Annotated in this window: 30 protein-coding genes; 21 read left to right on the top strand and 9 right to left on the bottom strand. The window is 62.4% G+C overall.

All coding sequences use genetic code 11. From position 1 onward, the window contains the following. Nucleotides 1-7 precede the first annotated feature (7 nt). Nucleotides 8-1,006 carry an SDR family oxidoreductase gene (locus tag BUC24_RS11355; RefSeq protein WP_073215790.1) on the bottom strand — a complete coding sequence of 333 codons (999 nt, stop codon included), beginning with the start codon at nt 1,004-1,006 and terminating at the stop codon, nt 8-10. A gap of 154 nt (nt 1,007-1,160) precedes the next feature. Here BUC24_RS11355 and BUC24_RS11350 point away from each other — a divergent pair, with 154 nt between their 5' ends. Genes BUC24_RS11350 through BUC24_RS11340 form a run of 3 tightly spaced genes read left to right on the top strand, consistent with a single transcriptional unit; the run spans nt 1,161 to nt 4,969 of the window. Further along, nucleotides 1,161-2,618, top strand: coding sequence for a GGDEF domain-containing protein (locus BUC24_RS11350; RefSeq protein ID WP_073215789.1), 1,458 nt, complete (start codon nt 1,161-1,163; stop codon nt 2,616-2,618). A gap of 54 nt (nt 2,619-2,672) precedes the next feature. Continuing rightward, on the top strand, nt 2,673-4,313 hold the full coding sequence (locus BUC24_RS11345; RefSeq protein WP_073215786.1) for a SulP family inorganic anion transporter: 1,641 nt from the start codon (nt 2,673-2,675) through the stop codon (nt 4,311-4,313). Beyond that, nucleotides 4,310-4,969 (top strand): phytanoyl-CoA dioxygenase family protein, encoded by a 660-nt coding sequence (locus BUC24_RS11340; RefSeq protein WP_073215784.1) that lies wholly within the window; start codon nt 4,310-4,312, stop codon nt 4,967-4,969. The genes BUC24_RS11345 and BUC24_RS11340 overlap by 4 nt, the downstream gene beginning before the upstream one ends. A 416-nt stretch (nt 4,970-5,385) precedes the next feature. Here BUC24_RS11340 and BUC24_RS11335 read toward each other — a convergent pair whose 3' ends face one another. From BUC24_RS11335 to BUC24_RS11305, 7 genes are all read right to left on the bottom strand, one after another. Further along, nucleotides 5,386-5,952, bottom strand: a complete 567-nt coding sequence (locus tag BUC24_RS11335; RefSeq protein ID WP_073215781.1) for a DUF1569 domain-containing protein — start codon at nt 5,950-5,952, stop codon at nt 5,386-5,388. A gap of 10 nt (nt 5,953-5,962) precedes the next feature. Next, nucleotides 5,963-6,703 (bottom strand): LytR/AlgR family response regulator transcription factor, encoded by a 741-nt coding sequence (locus BUC24_RS11330; protein WP_229448172.1) that lies wholly within the window; start codon nt 6,701-6,703, stop codon nt 5,963-5,965. Nucleotides 6,704-6,723: 20 nt separating this feature from the next. Continuing rightward, nucleotides 6,724-7,878 carry a sensor histidine kinase gene (locus BUC24_RS11325; protein WP_073215776.1) on the bottom strand — a complete coding sequence of 385 codons (1,155 nt, stop codon included), beginning with the start codon at nt 7,876-7,878 and terminating at the stop codon, nt 6,724-6,726. After that, nucleotides 7,875-9,029, bottom strand: coding sequence for a serine hydrolase domain-containing protein (locus tag BUC24_RS11320; RefSeq protein ID WP_073215773.1), 1,155 nt, complete (start codon nt 9,027-9,029; stop codon nt 7,875-7,877). The genes BUC24_RS11325 and BUC24_RS11320 overlap by 4 nt, the downstream gene beginning before the upstream one ends. A gap of 17 nt (nt 9,030-9,046) precedes the next feature. Next, on the bottom strand, nt 9,047-10,543 hold the full coding sequence (locus BUC24_RS11315) for a carotenoid oxygenase family protein (RefSeq protein ID WP_073215770.1): 1,497 nt from the start codon (nt 10,541-10,543) through the stop codon (nt 9,047-9,049). An 11-nt stretch (nt 10,544-10,554) separates the two neighbouring features. Further along, the gene (locus BUC24_RS11310; protein ID WP_073215767.1) at nt 10,555-10,974 is read right to left on the bottom strand and encodes a DUF2141 domain-containing protein; all 420 of its coding nucleotides are present in this window, start codon (nt 10,972-10,974) and stop codon (nt 10,555-10,557) included. Between the two features lie 130 nt (nt 10,975-11,104). Further along, nucleotides 11,105-11,683: a YdcF family protein gene (locus BUC24_RS11305; RefSeq protein WP_178372526.1), complete on the bottom strand. Its 579-nt coding sequence runs from the start codon at nt 11,681-11,683 to the stop codon at nt 11,105-11,107. Between the two features lie 255 nt (nt 11,684-11,938). Here BUC24_RS11305 and BUC24_RS11300 point away from each other — a divergent pair, with 255 nt between their 5' ends. The 13 genes from BUC24_RS11300 to BUC24_RS11240 all read left to right on the top strand — a co-directional run bounded on the left by BUC24_RS11300 (nt 11,939) and on the right by BUC24_RS11240 (nt 21,056). Then, on the top strand, nt 11,939-12,202 hold the full coding sequence (locus tag BUC24_RS11300) for a hypothetical protein (RefSeq protein WP_073215760.1): 264 nt from the start codon (nt 11,939-11,941) through the stop codon (nt 12,200-12,202). A gap of 10 nt (nt 12,203-12,212) precedes the next feature. Next, entirely contained in the window at nt 12,213-13,091 is an 879-nt protein-coding gene (locus tag BUC24_RS11295) for an MbnB/TglH/ChrH family RiPP precursor modification enzyme (protein ID WP_083598879.1), read from the top strand. Nucleotides 13,092-13,093: 2 nt separating this feature from the next. Then, the gene (locus BUC24_RS11290) at nt 13,094-13,630 is read left to right on the top strand and encodes a hypothetical protein (protein WP_073215754.1); all 537 of its coding nucleotides are present in this window, start codon (nt 13,094-13,096) and stop codon (nt 13,628-13,630) included. A 98-nt stretch (nt 13,631-13,728) separates the two neighbouring features. Next, nucleotides 13,729-14,151 (top strand): hypothetical protein, encoded by a 423-nt coding sequence (locus BUC24_RS11285; protein WP_073215753.1) that lies wholly within the window; start codon nt 13,729-13,731, stop codon nt 14,149-14,151. A gap of 20 nt (nt 14,152-14,171) precedes the next feature. Further along, a complete protein-coding gene (locus BUC24_RS11280) occupies nt 14,172-14,870 on the top strand; it encodes a 2OG-Fe(II) oxygenase (RefSeq protein WP_073215748.1) in 699 nt (232 codons plus the stop codon). Between the two features lie 655 nt (nt 14,871-15,525). Next, nucleotides 15,526-16,368: an urease accessory protein UreD gene (locus tag BUC24_RS11275; protein WP_073215745.1), complete on the top strand. Its 843-nt coding sequence runs from the start codon at nt 15,526-15,528 to the stop codon at nt 16,366-16,368. A gap of 12 nt (nt 16,369-16,380) precedes the next feature. Further along, the gene (gene ureA, locus BUC24_RS11270; RefSeq protein WP_073215742.1) at nt 16,381-16,683 is read left to right on the top strand and encodes an urease subunit gamma; all 303 of its coding nucleotides are present in this window, start codon (nt 16,381-16,383) and stop codon (nt 16,681-16,683) included. 10 nt (nt 16,684-16,693) lie between these two features. Continuing rightward, a complete protein-coding gene (locus tag BUC24_RS11265; RefSeq protein WP_073215739.1) occupies nt 16,694-17,017 on the top strand; it encodes an urease subunit beta in 324 nt (107 codons plus the stop codon). Then, entirely contained in the window at nt 17,017-18,717 is a 1,701-nt protein-coding gene (gene ureC / locus BUC24_RS11260) for an urease subunit alpha (RefSeq protein ID WP_073215735.1), read from the top strand. Before BUC24_RS11265 ends, ureC begins: the two co-directional genes overlap by 1 nt. 9 nt (nt 18,718-18,726) lie before the next feature. After that, entirely contained in the window at nt 18,727-19,236 is a 510-nt protein-coding gene (gene ureE, locus BUC24_RS11255) for an urease accessory protein UreE (RefSeq protein WP_073215732.1), read from the top strand. Beyond that, nucleotides 19,233-19,898, top strand: a complete 666-nt coding sequence (locus BUC24_RS11250; RefSeq protein ID WP_073215729.1) for an urease accessory protein UreF — start codon at nt 19,233-19,235, stop codon at nt 19,896-19,898. The genes ureE and BUC24_RS11250 overlap by 4 nt, the downstream gene beginning before the upstream one ends. Nucleotides 19,899-19,909: 11 nt before the next feature. Beyond that, a complete protein-coding gene (gene ureG / locus BUC24_RS11245) occupies nt 19,910-20,521 on the top strand; it encodes an urease accessory protein UreG (RefSeq protein ID WP_073215726.1) in 612 nt (203 codons plus the stop codon). Nucleotides 20,522-20,534: 13 nt separating this feature from the next. After that, nucleotides 20,535-21,056, top strand: a complete 522-nt coding sequence (locus tag BUC24_RS11240) for a HupE/UreJ family protein (protein WP_218606504.1) — start codon at nt 20,535-20,537, stop codon at nt 21,054-21,056. Here BUC24_RS11240 and BUC24_RS11235 read toward each other — a convergent pair. Beyond that, on the bottom strand, nt 21,024-21,656 hold the full coding sequence (locus BUC24_RS11235; RefSeq protein WP_073219971.1) for a 1-acyl-sn-glycerol-3-phosphate acyltransferase: 633 nt from the start codon (nt 21,654-21,656) through the stop codon (nt 21,024-21,026). The two genes, BUC24_RS11240 and BUC24_RS11235, sit on opposite strands and share 33 nt — an antisense overlap. A gap of 162 nt (nt 21,657-21,818) precedes the next feature. Between BUC24_RS11235 and arsC the strand changes: the two genes are divergently transcribed. The 5 genes from arsC (at nt 21,819) to BUC24_RS11210 (ending at nt 24,564) form a co-directional block, all read left to right on the top strand. Then, nucleotides 21,819-22,238 carry an arsenate reductase (glutaredoxin) gene (gene arsC / locus BUC24_RS11230; protein WP_073215720.1) on the top strand — a complete coding sequence of 140 codons (420 nt, stop codon included), beginning with the start codon at nt 21,819-21,821 and terminating at the stop codon, nt 22,236-22,238. Further along, on the top strand, nt 22,235-22,918 hold the full coding sequence (gene arsH / locus BUC24_RS11225) for an arsenical resistance protein ArsH (protein ID WP_073215717.1): 684 nt from the start codon (nt 22,235-22,237) through the stop codon (nt 22,916-22,918). Before arsC ends, arsH begins: the two co-directional genes overlap by 4 nt. 187 nt (nt 22,919-23,105) lie before the next feature. Continuing rightward, nucleotides 23,106-23,453: an ArsR/SmtB family transcription factor gene (locus tag BUC24_RS11220; protein WP_073215714.1), complete on the top strand. Its 348-nt coding sequence runs from the start codon at nt 23,106-23,108 to the stop codon at nt 23,451-23,453. Further along, a complete protein-coding gene (locus BUC24_RS11215; RefSeq protein WP_073215711.1) occupies nt 23,440-23,943 on the top strand; it encodes an SRPBCC family protein in 504 nt (167 codons plus the stop codon). The genes BUC24_RS11220 and BUC24_RS11215 overlap by 14 nt, the downstream gene beginning before the upstream one ends. A 36-nt stretch (nt 23,944-23,979) precedes the next feature. Beyond that, nucleotides 23,980-24,564 carry a YceI family protein gene (locus tag BUC24_RS11210; protein WP_073215708.1) on the top strand — a complete coding sequence of 195 codons (585 nt, stop codon included), beginning with the start codon at nt 23,980-23,982 and terminating at the stop codon, nt 24,562-24,564. The last annotated feature ends 3 nt before the right edge of the window (nt 24,565-24,567 follow it).

The raw sequence follows: 24,567 nt of genomic DNA, 5'->3' as shown, positions 1-24,567 counted from the left end.
CCTTTCCTTAGCCGACGCTGCCAGTAATCGGCAGTACGATGCCGCTGATGTAGCTCGAGCAGATACCCGAGGCCAAAAACACGTAGGCTGGCGACAGTTCCTCCGGCTGGGCCGGACGGTGCATGTCGGTATCCTGCCCGAATACGGCGATTTTTTCGGGCGGCTGGTCGGCCGGGTTCAATGGCGTCCACACGGGGCCTGGCGCAATGGCGTTGACGCGAATGCCCTGCGGGAGCAGGTTCGATGCCAGCGACATGGTGAACGCATGAATGGCACCCTTGGTTGCCGAGTAATCGAGCAAGTGGCTCGAGCCTTGCAGGCCTGTCACGGACCCGGTGTTGATGATCGCTGCGCCTTTCTTCAGATAGGGCAGGGCCGCCTTCGCCATATGGAAGTAGCCATAGATATTGGTGCGCATGGTTTCGTCGAAGCGCTCTTCGGTCAGGTCCATCAGCGACATGGCGTGTTCCTGGAAGGCGGCATTGTTGACCAGTACATCCAGACGGCCGAACTGGCTCACCACCTGGTCTACCGCGTCCTGGCAGAATGTCATGTCCTTCACATCGCCGGCAATGGCCAGGCAGCGCTGGCCTTCGGCTTCGACGCAGCGCGCGGTTTCGGCGGCGTCTTCGTGTTCGTTCAGGTACAGAATCGCCACATCGGCGCCTTCGCGTGCGTACAGCACTGCCACGGCACGGCCAATGCCGGAGTCGCCGCCAGTCACAATGGCCACTTGCCCCTGCAGCTTGCCACTTCCTTTGTAATGCTCGGCCATGAAGCGCGGCTTGAGCTGCATTTGCGCCTCGATGCCGGGCTTGACCAGGTGTGGCTGCTCCAGCGGCGGCACCGGTTGCTCAGCCGGGCCAGCTTGCACCGGCTCCTTGCTTTGCTCCTTTTGCTGGTTCCCCGCGTCCTTCTGGTCCTGCCTGCTCTGGATGGCGCGCTGCTGGTTGGCCACGCTGTCGATCGAACGATTGCCTTCACCGGACTGCTTGTCTGTTGCCATGATCACCTCCCTCTGTAAACGCCGAGTATTCGCGTGCAAGCCCGCGCTTACTGTGCGCGCGCACACACAAAATTGGCATTGCACGCGTGCGGCGTGGGCTTTATGGCAAACTAAGCCGGATTGCAATGAATTTTGGAAACAACCAGGAGAATCCATGTCGTCGCCAGCAACAAGCACCGCCACCATGACCGGCCTGTTTTTGAACCCTGTCGGCCAGCGCCGTGTCGACTTTCAGGCCTTATGCGGTGACCAGTTCGGCAAGCTGTTTGTCGCTGACGGGGTTGAGCAGGCAGGTGAATTGCTGGGCCAGCAACCGGTCGACCTGCTCATTGTCGATCTGGACCGTTTCGACCTGGACTTCGACGTACCCCATCTGCGCCGTCTGCTCAGCCAGTCGGGCGTGCAGCGCACCTTGATACTGTGTCCGTTCCAGCATGCGCGCTGGATCGTTGAGCTGGCCGACTATGGCAGGGTCAGTTACGCCATCATGCCCTTGCTCGACCAGGACCTGCGCGCCGCCGTCGGTGCCCAGCTGGGCGGCGCGGCCACCCAAGCGGCGCAGGTCAGCCAGTTGCGCGAACTGAGCGCGGCCACCACCCGTGTGCGCCAGGCCATCGCCGAGAGCGACGACATCGAACGCATGGCTGAGCGGGTCTGCACTGCCCTGTGCAGCCTGCCGGGCGTGGTGCACGCAGCCGTGTTTCACATGCCCGAACTGGGCGACCTGGCGCTCGAAGCACAGCATGCCACGCGCGGCCTGAACCTGCTGCGCATCCTGAAACGGTCCGACCGACTGATGCATTCTCCCTTGCGCAATGCATTTCCGGGCCTGCTGGCAGCCAGCAGCGGCGAAATGGCACTGCTTGACGTTGCTGCCAAGGCGGGCGAACCGGAAATGGCAATGGAGCTCAATGACAACGGCATTGGGGCGGTGCTTGGCTTGCCACTGCCGCCAAGCCGCACGGGCGCCATGCGCGGCGCATTGTGCCTGTTGTTTGACCACGCGCGCCAGTTCAGCAGCGACGAAATGGCGGCCTACACCGGCATGGCGCAGCTGGCCGGCTTTGGCCTGCGCCTGGCCGAAGTCTGCCGCGAGAATGAACAACTGCTTGGCCGTGTGACCCACATGGCCACCGTCGATACCATGACAGGGGCCTTCAACCGTCGCCAGGGCGAATACCTGCTCGAGCTGGAAGCGCGGCGCGCGCTGCGCTACAAGCTGCCGGTGGCACTGATCGCCTTTGACCTGGACCGCTTCAAGGCCATCAACGACCAGTTTGGCCACCCGGTGGGTGACGCTGTGATTCGTGCGGTTGCCGATGCGGCGCGCGCGATTTTGCGCAACAGCGACATGCTGATTCGCTCGGCCGGCGACGAATTCTGCATCGTGGCGCCGCACACCAGCGCGATCGATGCGCTCAAGGTGGCCGAAAAACTGCGTGTGCACATCGCGCAGACCGAGGTCCCGGGCTGCGACCGGGTCACCATCAGCCTGGGCGTGGGGCAGCTCTCGGAGCAGGAGTCCCCGGACGCGCTGATGGTGCGCGTTGATGCTGCGCTGGCACGCGCCAAACGGGCAGGGCGCAACTGCGTCGAGCTGGCGATGAGTTGACCGGGCAGGTGGTGCCCGTGGTAGGCTTCTGCTTTTCCCGAATCGCATTCCACCATGCTGCACTGGCTTAGGCACTACCGTCGACCCCTGCTTGCCGGCGATATCAGCGCCGGCATCGTCGTCGCCATGATGATGGTCCCGCAGGGAATGGCGTACGCGCTAGTGGCGGGCCTGCCGCCAGTGGTGGGCCTGTACGCCAGCATTGCGCCGCCGCTGTTGTACGCGCTGTTTGGCACCAGCATGACCCAGTCGGTCGGCCCGATGGCCATTACATCGCTCATGACAGGCGCCGCGCTGGCGCCCCTGGCCGCTGCCGGCACCGGGCTGCACGCTGTGCTGGCGGCGCAGCTGGCGCTCATCTCGGGCGCGGTGCTGCTGCTGTGCGGTTTGCTGCGCGTGGGCTTTCTCGCCAACTTCTTTTCCCGTCCCGTGATGAGCGGCTTTACCATCGGCGCGGCAGTGCTGATCGCATGGGGGCAGGTTGGCCCCTTGCTGGGCAGCCGCGACCTGAGCGCGCCGCATTGGCCCAGCGCCGCCATGGGCATTGGTTCGATCGTCACGCTGCTGCTGGCGCGCCGCTACCTGGCGGCGCTGCTGCGCCGTCTTGGTCTGCGCGCCGGCGCCGCCGATGTGGGCGGGCGACTGGGGCCAATGATGGTGGTGCTGGGCGCGACCGTGCTGGTGGTCGTGCTGGGGCTGGGCGCGGCAGGTGTGCAGCTGACCGGCGAGGTGCCGTCCGGTCTGCCGGGCCTGAACTTGGCCACCTCCAGCGCGCACTGGCGCGACCTGCTCAAGCCAGCCTTGCTGATCGCTTTCGTGATTTTTTTGATGAGCATGTCGTCGGCCCAGACGCTGGCCCTCAAGCGCCAGGAAAAACTCAAGAGTAATTTCGAGCTGGTTGGCCTGGGCGCGGCCAATCTGGGCAGCGCGCTGACGGGCGGCTTTCCGGTCACCGGCAGCATGTCCCGTTCGGCGGTCAATTTTTCGGCCGGGGCCAATACGCCGCTGGCCAGCATCATCACGGCGCTGCTGCTGTCGGTGGCGCTGGTGGCGCCCACCGGCTGGCTGGCCCTGTTGCCACTGCCTGCCATGGCGGCGACCATCATCGTGGCCGTACTCGGCATGCTGGAACTGGACACGCTGCGCACCGCCTGGCGTTATGACCGCAGCGATGCGCTGGCCCTGGTGGCCACCTGCGCAGGCGTGATCGTACTGGGGATCGAAGCGGGCGTCATCGTCGGCGTCATGCTGTCGATGGCCAATCTGATCTGGCGCGCCAGCCGGCCGCACATTGCGGTACTGGGCCGGATTGCCGGCTCCGAGCATTTTCGTAACATCAATCGCTATCCTGCTGAAACCATTCCGGACGTGCTGATGCTGCGCATTGACGCCAATCTGTTCTTTGGCAACGTGGAAGCGGTCAGCGCCCGAGTCGAAGAAGAACTGGCAGCGCATCCAGCCACGCGTCATCTGGTGCTGGTCATGACGGCCGTCAGCGAGATCGATACGACCGCCTTGTTCGCCCTGGGTGAACTGAACGCGTCGCTGCATCAGCGCGGTATCGGTCTGCATCTGGCCGAGGTCAAGGGGCCTGTCATGGACCGCCTCAAGCAGAGCGATTTGCCGGCCCGGCTCAATGGCGAGATATTCCTGAGCGCGGTCCTGGCAATCGACAAGCTGGCCGAGTCGGTATGAGTTTTTCGGAGCAGGGCTTCGCACTGTTCCCGGCCGTGCTAACGCCGGCCGCATGCACGGCGACGGCAGCCGAAATCAGCCTGTCCGACCCGGCCAGGGGCGGCACGCGCTGCCTGCTGGCGCAGTCCTGGTGCGCCACGCTGGCGGCCAGCCTGGGTGCGCATCCCGCGCTGGCAGAGCTGCTTGGCACCAGCGTGGCGGTGCAGTGCAATTATTTTGAAAAATCCGCCGGACGTAACTGGCTGGTGCCAATTCACCAGGATTTAAGCATTCCGGTGGCCGAGCGCGTGGAGGCACCGGAACTGCGCGGCTGGTCGGAGAAAGAGGGCGGCTTGTTCGTGCAAGCCCCGCGCACGGTGCTGGAGCAGATGGTCGCCGTGCGCGTGCATCTGGACGATTGCGCCGAGCAGGATGGGCCGCTGCGGGTGGTGCCGGGTTCGCATCTTGGAGGACTGATGGGAAGTGCCGACGCCATCGCCGCGCGCGAGGCGAGGGGCGAGGTGTCATGCACGGCAAAGGCAGGCGACGTGCTGGTGCTGCGCCCTTTGCTGCTGCACGCGTCATCGAAAGGCAGTGGCAACAGCAGGCGGCGCGTGCTCCACTTCGTGTTTGGTCCGCCCGCTTTGCCGCATGGCCTGCAGTGGGCGCCAAGCTAAATGCCACCACATCGCCCTCGCGAAGGCGGGGGCCTATGCCACTTCGCCGAATTCGGACACGTGGTATAGGCCCCCGCCTCCGCGAGGGCGATGTTGGTCAGGTTTTTGCGGGGTGGCTGATCGAATACGGACATGTGATTGGCAATGTGCGACAAGCTAAATGCCACCACATCGCCCTCGCGAAGGCGGGGGCCTATGCCACTTCACCGAATTCGGTAAGGTGGCATGGCCCCCCGCCTTCGCGAGGGCGATGTAGGCTAGGGTTTGCGGGCGGGCTGATCGAATACGGACATGTGATTGGCAATGTGCGACAAGCTAAATGCCACTGCATCGCCCTCGCGAAGGCGGGGGCCTATGCCACTTCACCGAATTCGGTAAGGTGGCATGGCCCCCCGCCTTCGCGAGGGCGATGTTGGTCAGGGTTTGCGGGGTGGCTGATCAAATACGGACAGGTGATTGGCGATATGCATGGCATGCGCCTTTTCGTACTCCACCCGGTCAAGCGCGCCGTATGCAAAGTGCGGCTTGAGCTGGCCGGTGTACTTCTTGAAATTCTCAATCGAGTTGCGCAGCGTTTCCAGCGCGTGCGCAGTCGCTGCGTTGGCGTCCAGCGTGGCCCCTCCAGGAATGGCTTCCAGCAGATTATGCGACATGCGTCCCCGCGACTTGAAATAGCTGAACGCGGCAGCGCCCGCGGTATGCTGGAAGACGGCCGATTTGTGCTCCGGATAGCCGCTCATGGAATAGTCAATGCTCTGCGCGCAGTGCAGCAGCGTTTTTGACCAGGTCCAGGTCGCGCCGGGATTGAAGGCAACCGCATTGGTCAGGCGCTGCAGTTCGGCCAGGGCATCGGCCAGGTTGGCAAAGACCAGCTGGCGGTCTTTGGTGTCACCACCGGTGCAGCCGGTCAGGGCGACGCCGGCCAGAGCGGCGCCGGAAAGCAGCACGCGGCGGCGCTGGCGGTTGTGCGTTACATTGTGCATGGATGGTTCTTTACATTTGTCTGAACAAATCGGCGTAATTGCGGCTGACGGTCAGATGTTCGCTGCGGCCTTTCAGCTTGACGACCAGGCGTCCGCGAAAGTCGGTGTGGGTGCCGGCGACGTGCTTGGCCGCGACGATCACACTGCGATGTATCTGCCAGAACTGGGCGTCGTCCAGTTGCTCGCGCAATTTGCTCAAGGGGGTTCGGATCAGGCATTCCTCGTTTTCCAGGAATACGCTGGTGTATTTGTCGTTACTTTGAAAGTAGATCACTTCGTCGACCGCGATCAGGCGCGTTTCGTCGCCGCGTGCAGCGCGGATCCATTGCAGGGGCGCCGCAGGCGGCGCCGCCACGACAGGCACCGCCAACTGCTGCAGCAGCAAGCGCAGGGCGTCGGCAGGCACCGCGGGGGTCTTGTTCGCCAGCGCGGCCTTCAATTTGGTCACGGTTTTGGCCAGGCGGTCAATGGCCACCGGCTTGAGCAGGTAGTCTGCCGCGCTGTGTTCGAAGGCCTGCACCGCAAATTCGTTATGCGCCGTGACGAAGACGATTTGCGGCGCCTTGCCATCCTGGTGCAGCTGTTCGGCCAGGCCAAGCCCGGTCAGCCCAGGCATCTGGATGTCGAGGAACACGACATCGGGCGCCAGTTCGTCGATCAGCCGCAGCGCATCGAGTCCGTTGGCGGCCTTGGCGACGACTTTCGCGTCCGGCCACGCGGCAGCCAGCTGCGTTTGCAGGTAATCGAGCAAATGCGGTTCGTCGTCGGCAATCAGGATGCGGGGCTGGTCGATTTTGGTGTCTCTTTCAATGGCAGCATTATTCTTACCGTAATGCCACTTGGTTGATTTTCTAGCAATTGTACCTGAGCTTGGCCCTCATATAAACTCCGCAATCGCGCGCGCAGGTTGGATAGTCCCACGCCGCCGCCCGCTTTGGGTGCTGCGTCGCTCAATCCTGCTCCGGTGTCGCTCACCTCGATGCACAGCTGCGCCTCGGTACGGCTAGCGCGGATCATGATGTCGCCGCCGTCCATTTTGGGCTCCAGTCCATGCGCAACCGCGTTTTCAACGACGGGCTGCAGCAGCATGGGGGCGATGGGCAAGGTGCGAACACTGTCATCGGCCTCGATCCGGTAGCGCATGCGAGGCCCCAAGCGCACTGCCAGCACGTCCAGATAGGCGGCGGTCAGATCAAGTTCGGCGCCCAGCGTGGCGTTGTCGGCGCGACTGGCGGCGAGGCTGGCGCGGAGAAAATCAATGAACCGTTCCAGCATGCGCTTGGCTTGCGCCGGATTGGTATCGATCAGGCCAACCACATTGGCCAGGGTGTTATACAGGAAGTGCGGTTCAATCTGCGACTGCAGGGCGCGCAGACGTGCTTCGGCCAGCAGCTGCCCGGCGCTGGCGATCTGCTCGTTCTGCTGGGCGGTCAGCAGTTCGGTGGCCACGCGCCGCTCGCCGCTGGCAAACACGAAGTGCATCAGTGCTGCGATCAGCATCGCAAACGGCAGCAAGCCCAGGATGGTCGATGCGCGCGCCATGTAGCGCAGGGGATTGACACCTTGAAGCAGCCCGGTGCCAGTCAATATGCCCAGCACGATGCAGGTGCTTACCAGTGCCATGTAATACACAGCGCGTGGCAGTCCGCGCGAGCGCCTCGGCCAGCCGCGCAGCACGATGTCCCCGATCACCGCGCTGCTGTGAATTAGCAAGCCAATGATGTTGGAGATGAGCAGGGTCGGATAGAAGTCGTCCCAGAACGCATTGCCGCTTCGATTGAACAGGCGTCCGGCAACCGTGAGTATCAGTGCCAGGAGCGAACTCCAGATCACCGTGTAGAGCGCATTACGCAGCGGCGTCGGCGGCCACCGACGGAAGATCGGGAAAATCTCCAGCACATGGCTGGATGGTTTTTGCTGGTTCAAGGTGGTGCGCTTTCAAAAGTGGGGGGGCCGTATTCCCAGCCCCAGGGCATATCGGTTTCACCCAATACCAAACGGGCAAGGGCGGGGTAGATGCGTTCGGCGCGCACGTCGTTGGCCAGCATGACGACGCAGCGCTGGCCGCGTTCAAGGCAGATCACCATGTTGCCCGTGCTGTCGTTATGTCCTCCCTTGAACCAGGCCGGCCCGCTGCGATCACGGAAGGTGACCACGCCCAGCCCCGCGGCCAGGCCAATGGCGGCATGATGAGGCTCGACCGCCTCGAGCAGGGTGGGGAATTGCTGGCGCGAGTCGATGGCCAGCTGCGGGCGCACCAGTTCGGCGCGCGCCGCGGCACTCAGGCCATCACCGCGCACGACTGCGGCCCACAGCCTGGCCTGGTCGGCAATGGTGGTGTCCATTGACCCGGCGGCGCGGACCTTGCTGCGTTGGTCGTGCGGCTCAAATGTGCCGTCAATGGTGTAGCCGTCGGCCAGGTTGCCGGCAAAGTCGCTACGCCAGCGCATGCTGGTGCGCGCCATGCCGTAGCGATCGAACACGCGCCTTTGCATTTCGGCGCCGGTGTCGAGCCCCAGTCCTTGTTCCACGATCAGCTGCAGCAGGTAGAAACCTTCACCGGAATAGGCGTAGCGGCTGCCCGGGGCGAAATGAAAACGCAGCTTCTGGTCCGGTTCCAGCCAGCGGAAGTTGGCAAAGCCGCTGCTGTGATTGAGCAGCATGCGCGGCGTGAGCTGGCGCCAGCGCGGGTCCGTGGCCAGGTCTGAAAAATCGGCGCCATTGGCACGGTATTCCGGCAGGGGCCGGGGCAGCAGCTTGGTGACTGGCGCATCCAGATCGAGCTTTCCTTCATCAACGAGCTGCAGCAGCATGGTGGAAAACGCCGCTTTTGTCAGCGAGGCCCCATACATGACCGTGTCCGTCGTGAGTGGCTGCTTGCGTTCGACATTGCGCCAGCCATAGGCGGTGACCTTGCTGACCTTGCCGCCGTCAATGACCGCTATTGCCATGCCGTTCACGCTCTCGCGCTGCATGAGCGCGTGGACGTGCTGGTCCAGCCGGTCCGGTCCTCGCGTGGCGCAGCCGCCGCACAGCGCTGCGAGCGTGAAAGTAGTCAGGATGAACAGCTTGGGCATGGCGAAGTCTCGGTCGTTCAGCTCGCCAAGAAGTTACCATGAAAACAGTGCGGTGCGCGGTAGGGCAAGCGTGCCAGTGCCATGGGGCCGGCGCTGACCCGGGCCGCATCAAACACGGTGAGCACCGTTTGTTTGCGAACCGTGTCTTGCGCCACGCCCAGCAGATAGCCATCGGTTTCGGAACGGGCGTTGCGGCGCGGGACCAGAATATGTTCTTCGGCCAGCCAGCCGGCATCGAAACGATAGCTGTCGTTCTTGCCGGAATCGGTGTCGAGCAGGTTGACGGTGTCAAGAATCATGTGCGCGTTTCGCGGCGCGCTGCTGACCAGGGCCAGTTTGCGGTGGCGCGACGACACCACTTGTGGCATCACGCGCGGAAACTCGCTGGCGCCAAGCAAGCGGGCAACCTGGGCGGTGCCGGTCGCGTAGTCCAGACTGATTTGCGCGGCAAAGCTGCGTTTTGGATCGTTTTTCGCACTCTCACCCTGCATCAGGCCGCCAACCCGGGCCAGCGCCTGGCCGTCGTGCAGCACGACATCGAAGCGCGTGACGTCGCCATCGTCCCAGGCATTGCCAAAGTGGAAAACCATATGTGCAGGCAATTCGAACACCTTGCGGATCTGTAAAGTGTCTTTGGACACGACCATCACCCGCAGGGGGCGGGCGCCAGGACCGTTGCCGGCCCATTCGTGCATTTCCGCAAAGCTCTTGCCTTCGCCACGGACCAGGTCGTAAGGCGGAATCAGGAAGATCAAGTGGCGTGCGCTGACGACGAAGTCGTGCACCATCGCCATCTTCGGCACGTCGATGACCTTGCTTGTCACCAGCTCGCCGTCGGCGCCAATGCGGTAGATGACCAGCTTGTCCGTGCCTGGCAAGCCGCCAAAATTCCACATCCCGCCAGCAGGATCGATTTTGGGGTGGGCGGAGAAGGGCATCGATTTCAAGTCGCTGCGCCAGGTCTTGAGGCCGATTGTGTCCAGCGACACCGGGTCGACCTCGGTGGCCGAGCCGCCTTCCCACAGGGCATACACGCGGCCGTTGAACGGGACCAGATTGGTATTGGCGGCGTTGATCGTGTCGTTGCTTTTGATGCCACGGCGGTCCAGGTAGGTGCCAAAGGCGGAATATAGAAACTGCCCGGCCTTCGATTCGTCCACAAACTTTTGGGTTTGCACGAAGCGGCCGAGGTGGCTGACTTTGCCTTGGGAAATCTGCCAGCGCTGCGCAAAACCGTCGCCGTCAAACCAGTGATGGTAGCGCTCGCCACCGAGTTCAAAGCGACCTGGACCGTTGCGGAAGTAGACGCCGTCCAGGTCGGCCGGCATGCGGCCCGTCACGACCGCCTCGCCAGCCTGGTCAGCCACCGTATCGGCGTAGGCGATGAGTCTCGGGTTCTGGCGCAGGGCGGCGTGGAAACGCTGGAACGTCAGCACATCGGCGAGGGCAGGCGTGGAGGCCAGTCCCAGTGCGGTCACACCGAGGCCGGTAGCAAGAAAATGGCGTCGTTGCATGGCGTCCCCGCTTATTTCAGTGAAACACGAACGGTGGCGCCGGCGGCTGGCAGCAGGAACTTGGCCGCCTCATATTTTGGCGGCCCCATCTTGCCCATGGCGTTGTTGCTGAATGCATAGTCCTCGGTGGGAATGCCCATCGGGTTCTTGTCCATCTGGCCGTTGGAATTGGCGTCGTGATAGATCGCAAATGCAATTTCGCCCTCCGGCAAACCGGTGAGCGCAATGGTGCTGGTGCCGGCAACAGCGCGCGCGCCAGCCCCTTTGACTGGCTGCTTGAGGAAACTGCCCTCGGAATTGAAAATGGCGACCATGAGCACGCCATCGGCGTTCTTCACATCGTCGACCTGAATGGTCAGATCGGCGGCCGTGGCCATTCCCAGGCTGAAAAGGGGCGCGCTGGCCAATACACATTTGAGCAGAAAGTTCATCTTGGGTCTCCGGTGGGTTGTGGTGCGATGGGCCCACTGTACGGAGAACGCGAAGGGAAAAGCCGGCGATGCGACGAAGTGTCCTACAAGGTCGCCAAATGCAGCGTTGCGGCGCGAAATGACATGCGCTTCAACGGACGCTGTCAGGCTGCTTGAACGCGTAGCCGGCATAGCCAAACACTTCTCGCGCCAGCGAATACACGTCGCGGGCTTCGAAATGTCGGGCGTGCACATGGCCACCTGTCGCTACGCCAAACTTTTGCAGGGCCAGTTCCATCCGGGCGATGTGAAAAAACTGCGTCACCACAATGGGGGGCCGATACCCTTTTTCTCGCACCAGCGCAGCGGTGTAGCGTGCTGTCTCGAAGGTATTGATACCTTTGTTGTCAGTTACGATGGCGGCGCCCGGAATGCCTTGTGCGACCAGATAACGCTTCATGACGTCGGCTTCGTCAAAGCCCTCGGCGCCAATGCCGCCGCTGACCAGCACGGCCTTGACCTTCCCATGCAGGAACAGATTCGCCGCCGCATCGAGTCGCCCCTTCAATCGCGGCGAGACGGCACCGCTTGGCAGCACCGTGTTGCCCGGCACCACGGCCAGGTCAGTCTCTTCGGCGCTGTCAGTCAGGCCGACCATGCTGATGACGGCCGCAGCGCACAGGAAGCAGACCAGCACAACGCTCAAGCTCCATCCGAAAAAACGTGTCACTGCTTTCGCCATGGCGTGTGTACCAGAAGATGTTGAACAGAAACCTGTCGCCATTCTAGCCCTGTTGCGGTATGTGCTCCCGCGAATTTTTCTAACTTTTTTGCAAACGTTACAAAGGGTGTACATCCGGCCAAAACCGCGTCCTATACTGACTCGCAAGCAGCTGCGGTTTCTTCTTCCGGTTCGGGAAGCCGCTTCCATATCGGGAACCGTTTTTTCAAAACAGGCCCATCAAGTGGCCATAAGGGGATTGCCATGATTACCAACAAAATTCAAGCCAGTAACGACCACGTCAAAATTGTGGTGCATGAAGGGCGCGTCACGCTGGAAGACCTGCACAAGGCGCTCGACATCGCGGTCAAGCACATGGTGCCTAAGGGCGGATGCAATTGCGGCCTGACCGGTTTTGACCTGACCTTTCTGCGCGGCGACCCGGCCATCAGCCGGCACCTGATGGAAATTCCAAACATCCAGGGTGCAATGGTCGAACACGCCATCGCTGGCGCCACCAGCCACTGAGCGAGACGCCATGTGCCCCGTGCTCCCATTGCCCAGCGCTGCCGCACGTCCAGCCATCAGTCTGGGTGTGAGCTACGAGGGGCGCGACCCCGCGCTGATGGCGCAGATGCTGGCGCACGTGGACTACGTCGAGGTGACGCCGGAGACGATCGCCGAAGTCGACGGCGACACCATTGTGCTCAGCCGCGAGGTGCTGGCCGAACTGAAGGAAATCAGCCAGCAGGTGCCGATCATCGTGCATGGGGTGAGCCTGTCGATTGGTTCGCACGATGGCTGGGCGCCTACCTATCTGCATTTGCTGGACGACTTGATGGAACAGGTGGACGTGGCCTGGCACAGCGAGCATCTGGGGTACACCAAGGTCGATGGCCAGCACCTGGGCATCATGCTGGCCATGCCCCGCACCGAGCAGGCGCTGGACCTGGTGTGTGCGCGCACCGAGGCAATTCAGCAGCGTTACGGCATTCCCTTTTTACTCGAGAATATCGTGCATGTGATTCCAGATTGTCCCGGCGCCTATTCCGATGCGGGCTTTCTGAATGCGCTGACAGCGCGCACTGGCTGCGGTCTGATCCTCGACATCTATAACCTCGAATGCGACGAGCACAATCACGGTCTCAATATCGCCGCTTTCATGGCGGAGCTCAATGGCGAGGCGGTGCGCGAACTGCACGTGGCGTGTGGTGTGATGCACAACGGTTTCATGCTGGACGTGCATTCGCGCCTGACGCGGCCACGTACTGCCGATCTGGCGTACGACGCCATCCACAATGTGGCTACCAGCGCGCAAGTGGTGGTCTATGAATTCATGCCCGAAGCGGTGCCCGGTCTGGGACACGCCGCCATTGGACACGAACTGGCGCAGCTGCGCGCACGCTTTCAAGGCTGATCATGGAAACCCCGAGCGATCTGGCCCAGCACCAGCGCATTTTACTGGGACTGATCCGCGCCAATTACCAGGTGGGGCGCGCGGATCCGCCGTATTTTCATCAGGTGGCGGCCTCGCCCGACCTGCAAGAGGCGCGCGGGAATATCTTCCTGTGGCGTGTGTACGTGCTGGAACGTACCTGCGTGCTGACCATGGCCTTGCTGCGCCAGCGCGGTTTGCTCGAGCCGGCCCTGGAGTCTTTTATCCGCAGCCAGAATGTGTCGCCTTTTCGGGAGTACCAGCCCTTGGCGTTTCTGGCGTCGCTGGGTGCCCATCGTGACAGCCTGGTGGTGTCGGTGTCGCAGTTCGAGCTGGCGCTGATGCGGGTGCGCGACGGGGACCCACATAGCTACGAAGTGACATGGGAAACCGATCCTCACATTGTCCTGCATAGTCTGGCCCAGGATCAGGCGCTGCAGCAGCCGTACCCCGGCGGCATATGGCAGACCCGCATTGCGGCCGGGCTGCCACACTTGTTCGAGATCACACGTACGACTTGAGGGGCGCTTTAGTTGTCGAAAGGCGGAAATTCAGGCACACTCGTCACCGCACGCGACTCCCGACAACTCCGAGCCCTTCGCCGGGCTCCTGGCGCACAATGAAACTGACGACACTGCTGATTCCTGCCGCACTGATGATCGCCGCGTCTGCCGCGTTTGCGGCCGACGCGCCCAAGGATAATAACGAGGCCAGGCTCACCGGCGCGTGGCAGGAAAAGCTGCCGGAAGGGACGGCCGGGAATGTGATCGAGTTCAATGCCGACCACGTCTACCGGATGTACCCGAAATGCGGTGCTGAAGCGGCCGACTTCAAGGCCAAGGGCTTCGCCTCGCTCGAAGGTAAATGGTACTTCGACAAAGACGGCGTGCTCCATATCGACGTGCTCTTCAAAGGCCAGAAGCGCGAAGCGCTGGTCCCGATCGTGTTTGACGGCGCACAGCTGGTCATGACCGGCGACGATAAAACGCCTGGCAGCCGCTTCGACCGTTTCAAGGCCGCGCTGCCGCCAGCCTGCAACTGAGCTGCCAGTACAGCGTGCTTGTGGACGACTTTCTCGAGATTTACGATGGCGCGCTAACGCCATCGCAATGCCAGCAGATCATGGCGCGCTTTGACGCCAGCGACAAGGTCATGCGCGGCAAGACCGGGCAGGGCGTCGATACCACCAAAAAGGACAGCTACGACCTGACCATCAGCCTGCATCCGGACTGGAACGACGTCTCGAACACGATGATGGCCGCCGTGCAGCAGCACCTGCAGGCCTACATGAACAAGTACCGCATGCTGCTGGTGGGCGCGATGTCGCCGCAGGTGGTGCACCCTGTCACGGGTGAGGCGGTACAGCTGACCATCGATAATTTTGACGAATGTGGCGTGCCGTATCTGGGCGACTTGATGCGCACGATTTACCGCGCCGGCCAAATCAACGTGCAGAAGTACCTGCAAGCGACGGGCGGCTACCATCACTGGCATTCGGAGATCTATCCGCAAAACGCCAGTGGCGAAAGCCTGCACCGCGCGCTGCTGTTTCAGTTCTACCTGAACGACGTGGCCGACGGCGGCGAAACCGAATTCTTTTACCAGAAGCGCAAGGTCGAAGCAAAGCAGGGGCGCCTGATCATCGCGCCGGCCGGCTTCACCCATTCGCACAAAGGCCATATCGCCCGCAGCGGCGACAAATACATTGCCACTTCCTGGATACTGTTTCAGCGTGCCGAAGTGCTGTACGGCGCGGCCTGATTTATGCAGTAGGAATTGATCGCAGGAAACATCGCGCTTAGCGCTTGCGTTCGAGACTAGTATCAGCGTCGCCTGAACCGGGCACTGAAACAACATCGCCCTCGCGCAGGCGGGGGGCCATTCCACTTCACCGAATTCGGTAACATGGAATGGACCCCCGCCTTCGCGAGGGCGATGTGCTTTGCGGCGTGCTGCGCTATCGTCGCTTACTGCTTGTACTCCGGGAATGCGATATAGGCCGGTTCAGGCGACGAGATCACCCGCGTCGCCTGAACCGGCCACTGAAACAACATCGCCCCCGCCTTCGCGAGGGCGATGTGCTTTGCGGCGTGCTGCGCTATCGTCGCTTACTGCTTGTACTCCGGGAATGCGATATATGCCGGTTCAGGCGACGAGATCACCCGCGTCGCCCGAACCGGCCACTGAAACAACATCGCCCTCGCGCAGGCGGGGGGCCATGCCACCTCACCGAATTCGGTAACATGGAATGGCCCCCCCGCCTTCGCGAGGGCGATTTGCTTTGCGGCGTGCTGCGCTATCGTCGCTTATCGCTGCACCACGCCGGTGCGCCATGATGCGCCATGGTGCGTGTGCTTGCGCGTTCGAGTCCAAATGAGCGCTCGTGCATGGCACGCATCCTGCTACCGCTTGCTGCATGCCCGACTGCACCCAGCCATCTCCATCCGACCCCGCCGCCTGGCAAGCCAGCCTGCGTCTGCGTTTCGACGACGATGGCGGTACCACGCGCCTGACGCGGCGCGAGCATCGCGGGCCGCTGCGCGTGCAAAAGCCGCTCTATCCAGAAGGCCCCGGCATCTGCCATGCAATCATGATTCATCCGCCTGGCGGTGTGGTCGGCGGTGATGCGCTGGACATTGTGGTGACGGCGGGTGCTGCCACCCATGCCTTGCTGACCTCGCCGGGCGCGGCCAAGTGGTACAGGGCCAATGGCCGCATCTCGCGTCAGCAAGTGCGCTTGACGGTCGGGGCGGGCGCGGCCCTTGAATGGCTGCCGCAGGAGACGATCTTTTTCAACGATGCGCACATGCGCATGCAGCATGACGTGGAGCTGGCCGCCGATGGGCGCTACATTGGCTGGGAGATCCTGTGTTTCGGCCGCAGCGCGTCGGGCGAGCGCTTCGCGCGCGGCATGATCGCCCAGCGCACCAGCATTCGGCGCGGCGGCGCCCTGCTGTGGTGGGAGCAGGGCAGGCTTGATGGTGCCGGCAGCGCCATGCATAGCGTCCTGGGCCTGAATGGCGCCACTGTCTGCGCAACCCTGATCGGCGTTGGTGCGCCAGCGACGCCCTCTTTGCTGGCCGCCCTGCGTGCGATTGACCCGGCGCTGGCTGTCACGCAGATCAAATCGTTAGTCTGTGCGCGTCTGCTGTGCGGCGACAGCGAGCACGCGCGCGCCGTCATGACGCGCGTCTGGCAAACCCTGCGTCCCCACTTGCTTGGTTGCGAGGCCACCGTGCCGCGCATCTGGCACACCTGACACGGTACATCCATGGACCTGACTCCACGCGAAAAAGACAAGCTGCTTATATTTACTGCGGGCCTGCTGGCAGAACGGCGCCGCGCGCGCGGCCTCAAGCTGAATTATCCAGAGGCGGTGGCTTTGATCAGCGCCGCCATCATGGAGGGCGCGCGCGACGGCAAGAGTGTGGCCCAGCTGATGTCCGAAGGCGCCACCATCCTCACACGTGCCGACGTCATGGACGGGATTGCAGAAATGATCCCCGATATTCAGGTGGAAGCGACTTTCCCCGACGGCAGCAAGCTCGTGACCGTTCACAACCCGATCCCTTGAGGTGCCTGCCATGATCCCCGGCCAATATCTGCTCCAGGAAGGCGAAATTGCCATTAACGCCGGCCGCGCCACGGTCACGCTGGTGGTGGCCAACAGCGGCGACCGGCCGATCCAGGTCGGTTCGCACTTTCACTTTTTCGAGGTGAACACGGCGCTGCTGTTCGGCCGCAGCGCCGCCATCGGCATTCGACTGAACATTGCCGCCGGCACGGCGGTGCGCTTTGAGCCGGGCCAGCAGCGCACCGTGGAGCTGGTGGCTCTGGCAGGCGAGCGGCGCGTCTTCGGGTTCAATGGCCTGGTCATGGGCGACCTGCCGCCGCCAGGGGAGCACTGATGCCGTCTATTTCGCGCCGCGCTTACGCGGAAATGTACGGGCCGACCACGGGTGACCGGATCCGCCTGGCCGATACCGAATTGTTCATCGAAATCGAGAAGGACTTTGCGCTGTATGGCGAGGAAGTGAAGTTCGGCGGGGGCAAGGTGATCCGTGACGGCATGGGCCAGTCACAGCGCCTGCATGCAGATGTCATGGACACGGTCATCACCAACGCCGTAATCGTCGACCACTGGGGTATCGTCAAGGCCGACATTGGCCTGAAAAACGGCCTGATTGCCGCCATCGGCAAGGCGGGCAACCCCGACATTCAACCTGGCGTGACAATGGCAATCGGCGGCGCCACCGAAATCATCGCCGGCGAGGGCATGATCGTTACCGCCGGCGGGGTCGATACCCATATTCACTTCATCTGTCCGCAGCAAATCGAAGAAGCCCTGATGAGCGGCGTGACCACCATGCTGGGCGGCGGCACCGGCCCCGCAGTCGGCACTGCCGCGACCACCTGCACGCCGGGGCCGTGGCATTTGCATTCGATGCTGGCCGCGGCCGACGCTTTTCCCATGAACCTGGGCTTCATGGGCAAGGGGAATGTCAGCTTGCCTGGTCCTCTGGAAGAGCAGATCCTTGCTGGCGCCGTCGGTCTGAAGCTGCACGAGGACTGGGGCAGCACGCCAGCGGCGATCGACAACTGTCTTGACGTCGCCGAGCGCATGGACGTGCAGGTCGCGCTCCACAGCGACACGCTCAACGAAGGCGGCTTTCTGGAAACCACACTGGCCGCCTTCAAGGACCGCACCATCCACACCTTCCATACCGAGGGCGCGGGCGGCGGTCATGCGCCGGACATCATCGCGGCAGTCGGGCAGGAAAACGTGCTGCCGTCGTCGACCAATCCCACCCGGCCATTCACCGTCAATACGCTCGACGAGCATCTGGACATGCTGATGGTCTGCCACCATCTCGACCCCGCGATTGCCGAAGACGTGGCATTTGCCGAATCGCGCATCCGGCGCGAAACCATCGCTGCCGAGGATATTTTGCACGACATGGGCGCCATTTCGATGATGTCGTCCGACTCCCAGGCCATGGGCCGCGTGGGCGAGGTCATCATGCGCACCTGGCAGACTGCCCACAAGATGAAGGTGCAGCGCGGCGCGCTGGCGCCCGACGGCGCCCGCCACGACAACTTCCGCGTCAAGCGCTACATCGCCAAGTACACGATCAATCCTGCCATCACGCATGGCATTGCACACGCGGTCGGCTCGCTCGAAGCAGGCAAAATTGCCGACATTGTGCTGTGGAAGCCGGCCTTTTTTGGCGTTAAGCCGTCCATGATTCTGAAGGGCGGCATGATCGCCGCCGCGCAAATGGGCGACCCGAATGCGTCCATCCCCACGCCGCAGCCGGTCCATTACCACATGATGTTCGGCGCCTTTGGCGGCGGCCTCAAAAAGTCGTTCACCTTTGTTTCGCAGGCGGCGTATGACGCCGGCATCGGTCGCCAGCTTGGCCTTGCCAAGACACTGATTCCGGTACGGGGCATGCGCGCGCTGCGCAAGGCCGACATGATTCACAACGGTGCCACGCCATACATGGAAGTCGATCCCGAAACCTACGAGGTGCGCGCCGATGGCCAGTTGCTCGTCTGCGAAGCGGCGTCCGTGCTGCCGATGGCGCAGCGCTATTTTCTGTTTTAAGGAGTGCCGATGCTGACCCTGCATACCAAGCTGGCCCAGGCCGACCGCGTCGACGGCGAACTGGTGCTGGCTTACGACCAGCGCGAAAAATGCCGCTTGCGCGCGCGCCTGGCCGATGGCGAGGAGGTGGGTGTTTTCATGGTGCGTGGCAGCGTGCTGCGCGACGGCGATTTGCTGACCGGCGAAGACGGCCGGGTCATTCGCGTTCGTGCCGCCCTGGAGCCGACCTACACCGTGCATTGCGCCAGCGCCGACATCCTGACGCGCTGCGCTTTTCACCTGGGTAACCGGCATACGCAAACCCAGATTGGTGCCGGGTTCCTGCGCATCCGGGTTGACGCCGTGCTCAAGGAGATGGTCGAAGGCCTGGGCGCACGGGTCGAGCAAGAGATGGCAGCGTTCGAGCCCGAGGCAGGTGCGTATGCGGGCGCTGGCCACAGCCACGGTGCCGATAGTTTGCTCGCGCCCGTGCCACTGCGCCAGAAGATCCATCGCCCCAGCGATTCGGCAGGCCTGTGAACGCGGCCGCCTTGCTGCATCTGCTGCAGTTTGCCAGTCCGGCCTTGCCGATTGGAGGCTACAGTTATTCGCAAGGACTGGAAGCGGCGCTTGACGCCGGGATTGTGCACGACGCCGACAGCGCCCGCGTCTGGATTAGCGGCTATCTGCACGAGGTCAGCGCGCGTTGGGACGGCCCCTTGTTCTGGCGTTTGCTCAAAGCCTTCGAAGCGGGTGATGACGCATCGGTCGCACTGTGGAGTGAGCGCTTTCTGGCCTCGCGCGACAGCGCCGAGTTTCGAGCCGAGACCATCCAGATGGGTTACTCGCTTACCCGGTTGCTGGCTGAACTGGGCGTGGGCAAGCGCGACATGCTGGCCTGCGAAGTTGGCTTGCCGAGCGCCTTTGCCTGCGCCGTTGATGCGCTGGGCATCGGTCACGAAGAAGCCCTGCTGGCCATGCTGTTTGGCTGGGTCGAAAACCAGGTCCTGGTGTGCGTCAAGTCGGTGCCGCTGGGGCAGGTGGCGGGCCAGCGCATGCTGCTGTCGCTGCGGGCCGACATCGAGCAGGCAGCTCGCACTGCACGTAGCCTGGCCGATGACGACCTGTCGAACTGGTCCCCTGGCCTTTCCATCCTGTCGATGCGGCACGAAGTGCAGCACGGCCGTATTTACCGTTCCTGAGAGACGAACATATGACTTCAAATCCACTGCGGGTTGGTATTGGCGGACCGGTTGGTTCAGGCAAGACCGCATTATGCGAAATGCTCTGCAAGGGCATGCGCGACGACTACGACATGGCCGTCATCACCAACGATATTTACACCCGCGAGGACATGGAGATCCTGGTGCGCGCCAACGCGTTGCCGTCCGAGCGGCTGATGGGAGTGGAAACGGGTGGCTGTCCCCACACGGCGATTCGCGAGGATGCCTCGATCAATCTGGAGGCAATCGCCCGCATGCATGCCGACTTCCCGGCACTGGAACTGATTTTGATCGAGTCCGGCGGCGACAATCTGGCCGCCACCTTCAGTCCCGAACTGTCCGACCTGACGCTGTATGTGATCGATGTGGCGGGTGGCGAAAAGATTCCGCGCAAGGGCGGTCCGGGGATTACACGTTCGGATCTGCTGATCATCAACAAGACCGATCTGGCGCCGCATGTGGGCGCCAATCTGGACATCATGGCGCAAGACGCCAAACGCCAGCGCGGCGAGCGCCCCTTCGTGTTTACCAATCTGCGCAGCGGCGAAGGCGTGGCGCAGGTGATCGACTTCATCCGCCGCCAGGGCTTGCTGGCGAACTGAAAGGAACAGCATCATGAAACGACTACTCCTACCGGCCCTGTGCCTGATCGCGCTACCAGCAGCAGCGCATGGCGGACACGCACCGGAACCCGGCTTTTTGGCCGGCCTCCTGCATCCCTTCAGCGGAGCCGATCATCTGCTGGCCATGCTGGGGGTGGGCATGTGGAGCCGCCGCCAAGGGCAGCCGCTATCGCTGCCGCTGACATTTTTGGCGATGATGGCGCTGGGCGCGTTCCTGCAGACCGGGCTGCCGCTGCCAGAATCCGCACTGGCGGCTAGCGTACTGGTATTGGGCGTGTTGCTGGCTGCCGCAAGGCTGCCATCGGCAATGGCATGTATTGTCGTCGGTCTGTTCGCCGTGTTGCACGGCCAGGCACATGGATGTGAATTGCCGGCCATGGCCAGCGCCGCGGGCTATCTGCTGTCGAGCGCTGCGCTCTTGCTGGCTGGCCGCGCCATCGGGCAGACGCGATGGGTCAGCGCCCTGATGGCCAGTGCCGGCCTATGCCTGCTTGCCGGTACCGCCTTCGTCTGAGCGGGGTGGCGCCAGCTTGATCGGCGCCGCCAGTTCGGGGTGGTAGCCGCGATGGCCGTGGTAGGCCGCCGCGATGGCTGCCATGTCGCGCTCCTGGTCGCCGGTCAGGCGAATCACGTCGACCACGCCCAGTTCCTTTTTCGGGTAATCCAGGTACACCAGCAGCAACGGCACCTTGGCTGTCAGCGTCAGGTGGTAAAACCCGCTGCGCAGGTGAGGGCGATAACTGCGCGTGCCTTCGGGGGCGATGGCCAGCCAGAACCAGTCCGACTGGCGCATGGTGTCGGCCAGGCGCTGGGTGGAACCGCTCGAGGCGCGCCGGTCGACCGGCACGCCGCCCCAGGAACGCAGCATGCGGCCGAAGGGTCCTTTGAAGATCGAATCCTTGGCCAGCCAGCGAAACGGCAGACCGAGCGCCCATTTGCCGAACAGACCGACAAAAAAATCCCAGTTCGAGGTATGCGGATAGACGATGGCCACGCCATGTGGTCCTGGCAAGGGCTTGTAGCGCACCTTCCAGCCAAACAACTGCAAAATACGCAGTGACAGGCGTTGCCCAAAGTGGGGCAGGGAAGCGGCACGCAGCTCGTAGTTGCTCATGATGTACTCCGAAATAAACGCATCCGAGGCAAAACAACTTGCGCCGCGGAAAAATGTGCGTTGCATTCTATAGTGCGCCGTTCAGGCTGTACATGCAAAAAAACTTGAGCCATTTCGACGTTTCCACTAATATGGAAACATCATGCAATGACAAAGGACGCTATGGACATCACCATTTTTCACAATGCCCGCTGTGGCACCTCGCGCAATACGCTGGCCCTGATCCGCAACACCGGGGTTGAACCCACGGTGGTTGACTATCTGGCCAAGCCACCCACGCGCGTGGCGCTGGCACAACTGATCGCCCAGGCCGGGCTGAGCGTGCGCGATGCCATTCGCAGTAAAGAGAGTGTGTTTGCGGAGCTGAACCTGGCCGATCCTGCGCTTAGCGATGAGGCGCTGCTCGATGCCATGGTCGCCAATCCGGTGCTGATCAACCGGCCGTTCGTGGTCACGCCTGCCGGTGTGCGCCTGTGCCGCCCGTCCGAACTGGTGCTCGACATTCTGATCCTGCCACAGCTGGCGCCCTTCAATAAGGAAGATGGCGAGGCGGTTATTGGCGCGGACGGCAAACGGGTATGAACGAGACGCTGCCCAATCTGAGCGAAGCGCAGTTCGACATTCCCACGCTGGCCAAGCTCGAGCCGCCAGCCGTGTTTGATCACTCGCCTCGCATCCTGATTTTGTATGGCTCCTTGCGCGAGCGCTCGTTCAGCCGGTTTCTGGCCGAAGAGGCGGGTCGCATCCTTACCCACATGGGGGCCGAGGTGCGCTTTTTTGATCCGCGCGAACTACCCGTGACCGACAGTGTGCCCAACACGCACCCCAAAGTGGCCGAGCTGCGTGCTTTGTCGCTCTGGTCGGAAGGGCATGTGTGGTCCTGTCCCGAACGCCACGGCACCATTACCTCGGTCATGAAAAATCAGATCGACTGGATTCCGCTGGAAGTAGGCGCGACCCGGCCGACGCAGGGCCGCACACTGGCGGTGATGCAGGTGTCGGGCGGGTCGCAATCGTTCAATACCGTCAATACGCTGCGGGTGCTGGGCCGCTGGATGCGCATGGTGACGATCCCGAACCAGTCATCGGTGCCAAAAGCGTACGAGCAGTTTGACGAGGCCGGGCGCATGAAGCCTTCGCCTTTCTACGACCGCCTGGTGGATGTGATGGAGGAGCTGTTCAAGTTCACTCTGCTGGTGCGCGAGCGCAGCGACTATCTGGTGGACCGCTACAGCGAGCGGCGCGCCGCCGCCAAACTCTAACCCACATCGCCCTCGCGCAGGCGGGGGCCTATACCATCTCGCCGAATTCGGTAAGGTGGCATAGGCCCCCGCCTGCGCGAGGGCGATGTAGTGGCTTGCCTGACGTCCATCCGCGCGATGTAGTACTTGACAACGCCCGCTGTTCTGTATTATTTTACCAATAGGTTAATTAACCTTCGAGTTTAATATGCAGCACGACCACCTCAGTGCCACCTTCGCCGCTTTATCCGATCCGACCCGCCGCGCCATTCTTGCGCGTCTGGCCGATGGCGAAGCGTCGGTGACGGCGCTGGCAGAGCCCTTCGCCATGAGCCTGCCGGCCGTCACCAAGCACCTCAAGGTGCTTGAACGCGCCGGCCTGATCACGCGCGGACGGCAAGCCCAGTGGCGCCCGTGCAAACTGGCCGCCGAACCCCTGCGCGAAGCGAACGACTGGATGTCCCAGTATCGCGCATTCTGGGAGGGTGGTCTCGATCGCCTGGAACACTACCTCGCCACTATCCAAGCCAAGGAGAACAACAATGACAAGCCCTGACAGCAGCGCAGATTTCGTCATCACCCGCACCTTCAAAGCCCCGCGCGATCTGGTGTATCGCACCATGACCGAGACCGTGCACTTGCAAAAATGGTGGGGGCCGCAGGGCTGCACGATTGAGGTGGTGAAGAACGAGCCTGTGGCAGGAGGCGTTTTTCACTACTGTATGCGCTTCGGTCCCGGCGTTGAAATGTATGGCAAGTTCGAATACCGCGAATTGCAGCCGGTCGAGCGCATTGTGTTCATCAATGGCTTTGCCGACGCGCAGGGCAATCGCATTCGCTACGCCATGAGTCCCACCTGGCCGGTGGAAGTACTCAATACCGTCACCCTGACCGAGCAAGGTGACTGCACCCTGATGCATCTGCACTCCACTCCCGTCAACGCCAGCCAGATCGAGATCGATACCTTCAAGGCAGGCCACGCATCCATGGAGCAGGGGTTCGGCGGCATGTACGAGGTGTACGAGGGGTATCTTGCCAGTCTGTAGGTCCAATCTACCCTACCATTTAACCAAGGAGACGAAATGAAAAAACTGCTACTGCTGTCCATGTTGAGCGCGGCCTTTGGCCTGGCTGCCGCTGCCCCGGTCAGCTACAAGATCGATCCGGCCCATACCTTCCCCAGCTTCGAGGCGGACCACATGGGCATTTCGGTTTGGCGCGGCAAATTCAATGCCAGTTCCGGCAGCGTTACGCTGGACAAGGCAGCAGGTTACGGCATGGTGGACGTGAGCATCGATACGGCCAGTGTCGACTTTGGCCACGACGTGCTCAATACCTGGGCGGCAGGCAAGGAGTTTTTTGACGCGGCCAAGTATGGCCCCGCGCGCTACAAGGGCAAGCTGACGGGCTTCAAGGATGGTGCGCCAACCCAGGTAGTGGGCGAGCTGACGCTGCATGGCGTGACCAAGCCGGTCAATCTGCAGCTGGTGCTGTTCAAGTGCATCCAGCACCCGATGCTCAAGCGCGAAATGTGCGGCGCCGATGCGATGGGCAGCTTCAACCGCGATGAATTTGGTCTGTCGGCAGGAAAAGACTACGGCTTCAAGATGGATGTCGCACTGCGCATCCAGGTTGAAGCCGTCATCGAGGAAAAGAAAGCCGAGTGAAGT

The sequence above is a fragment of the Massilia sp. CF038 genome (genome assembly GCF_900129765.1).
In the GTDB taxonomy this organism is placed as follows: Bacteria; Pseudomonadota; Gammaproteobacteria; order Burkholderiales; family Burkholderiaceae_D; genus Telluria_A.
Note: the sequence above shows the minus strand (reverse complement) of the source record. Positions and strands in the feature narration are given on the sequence as shown.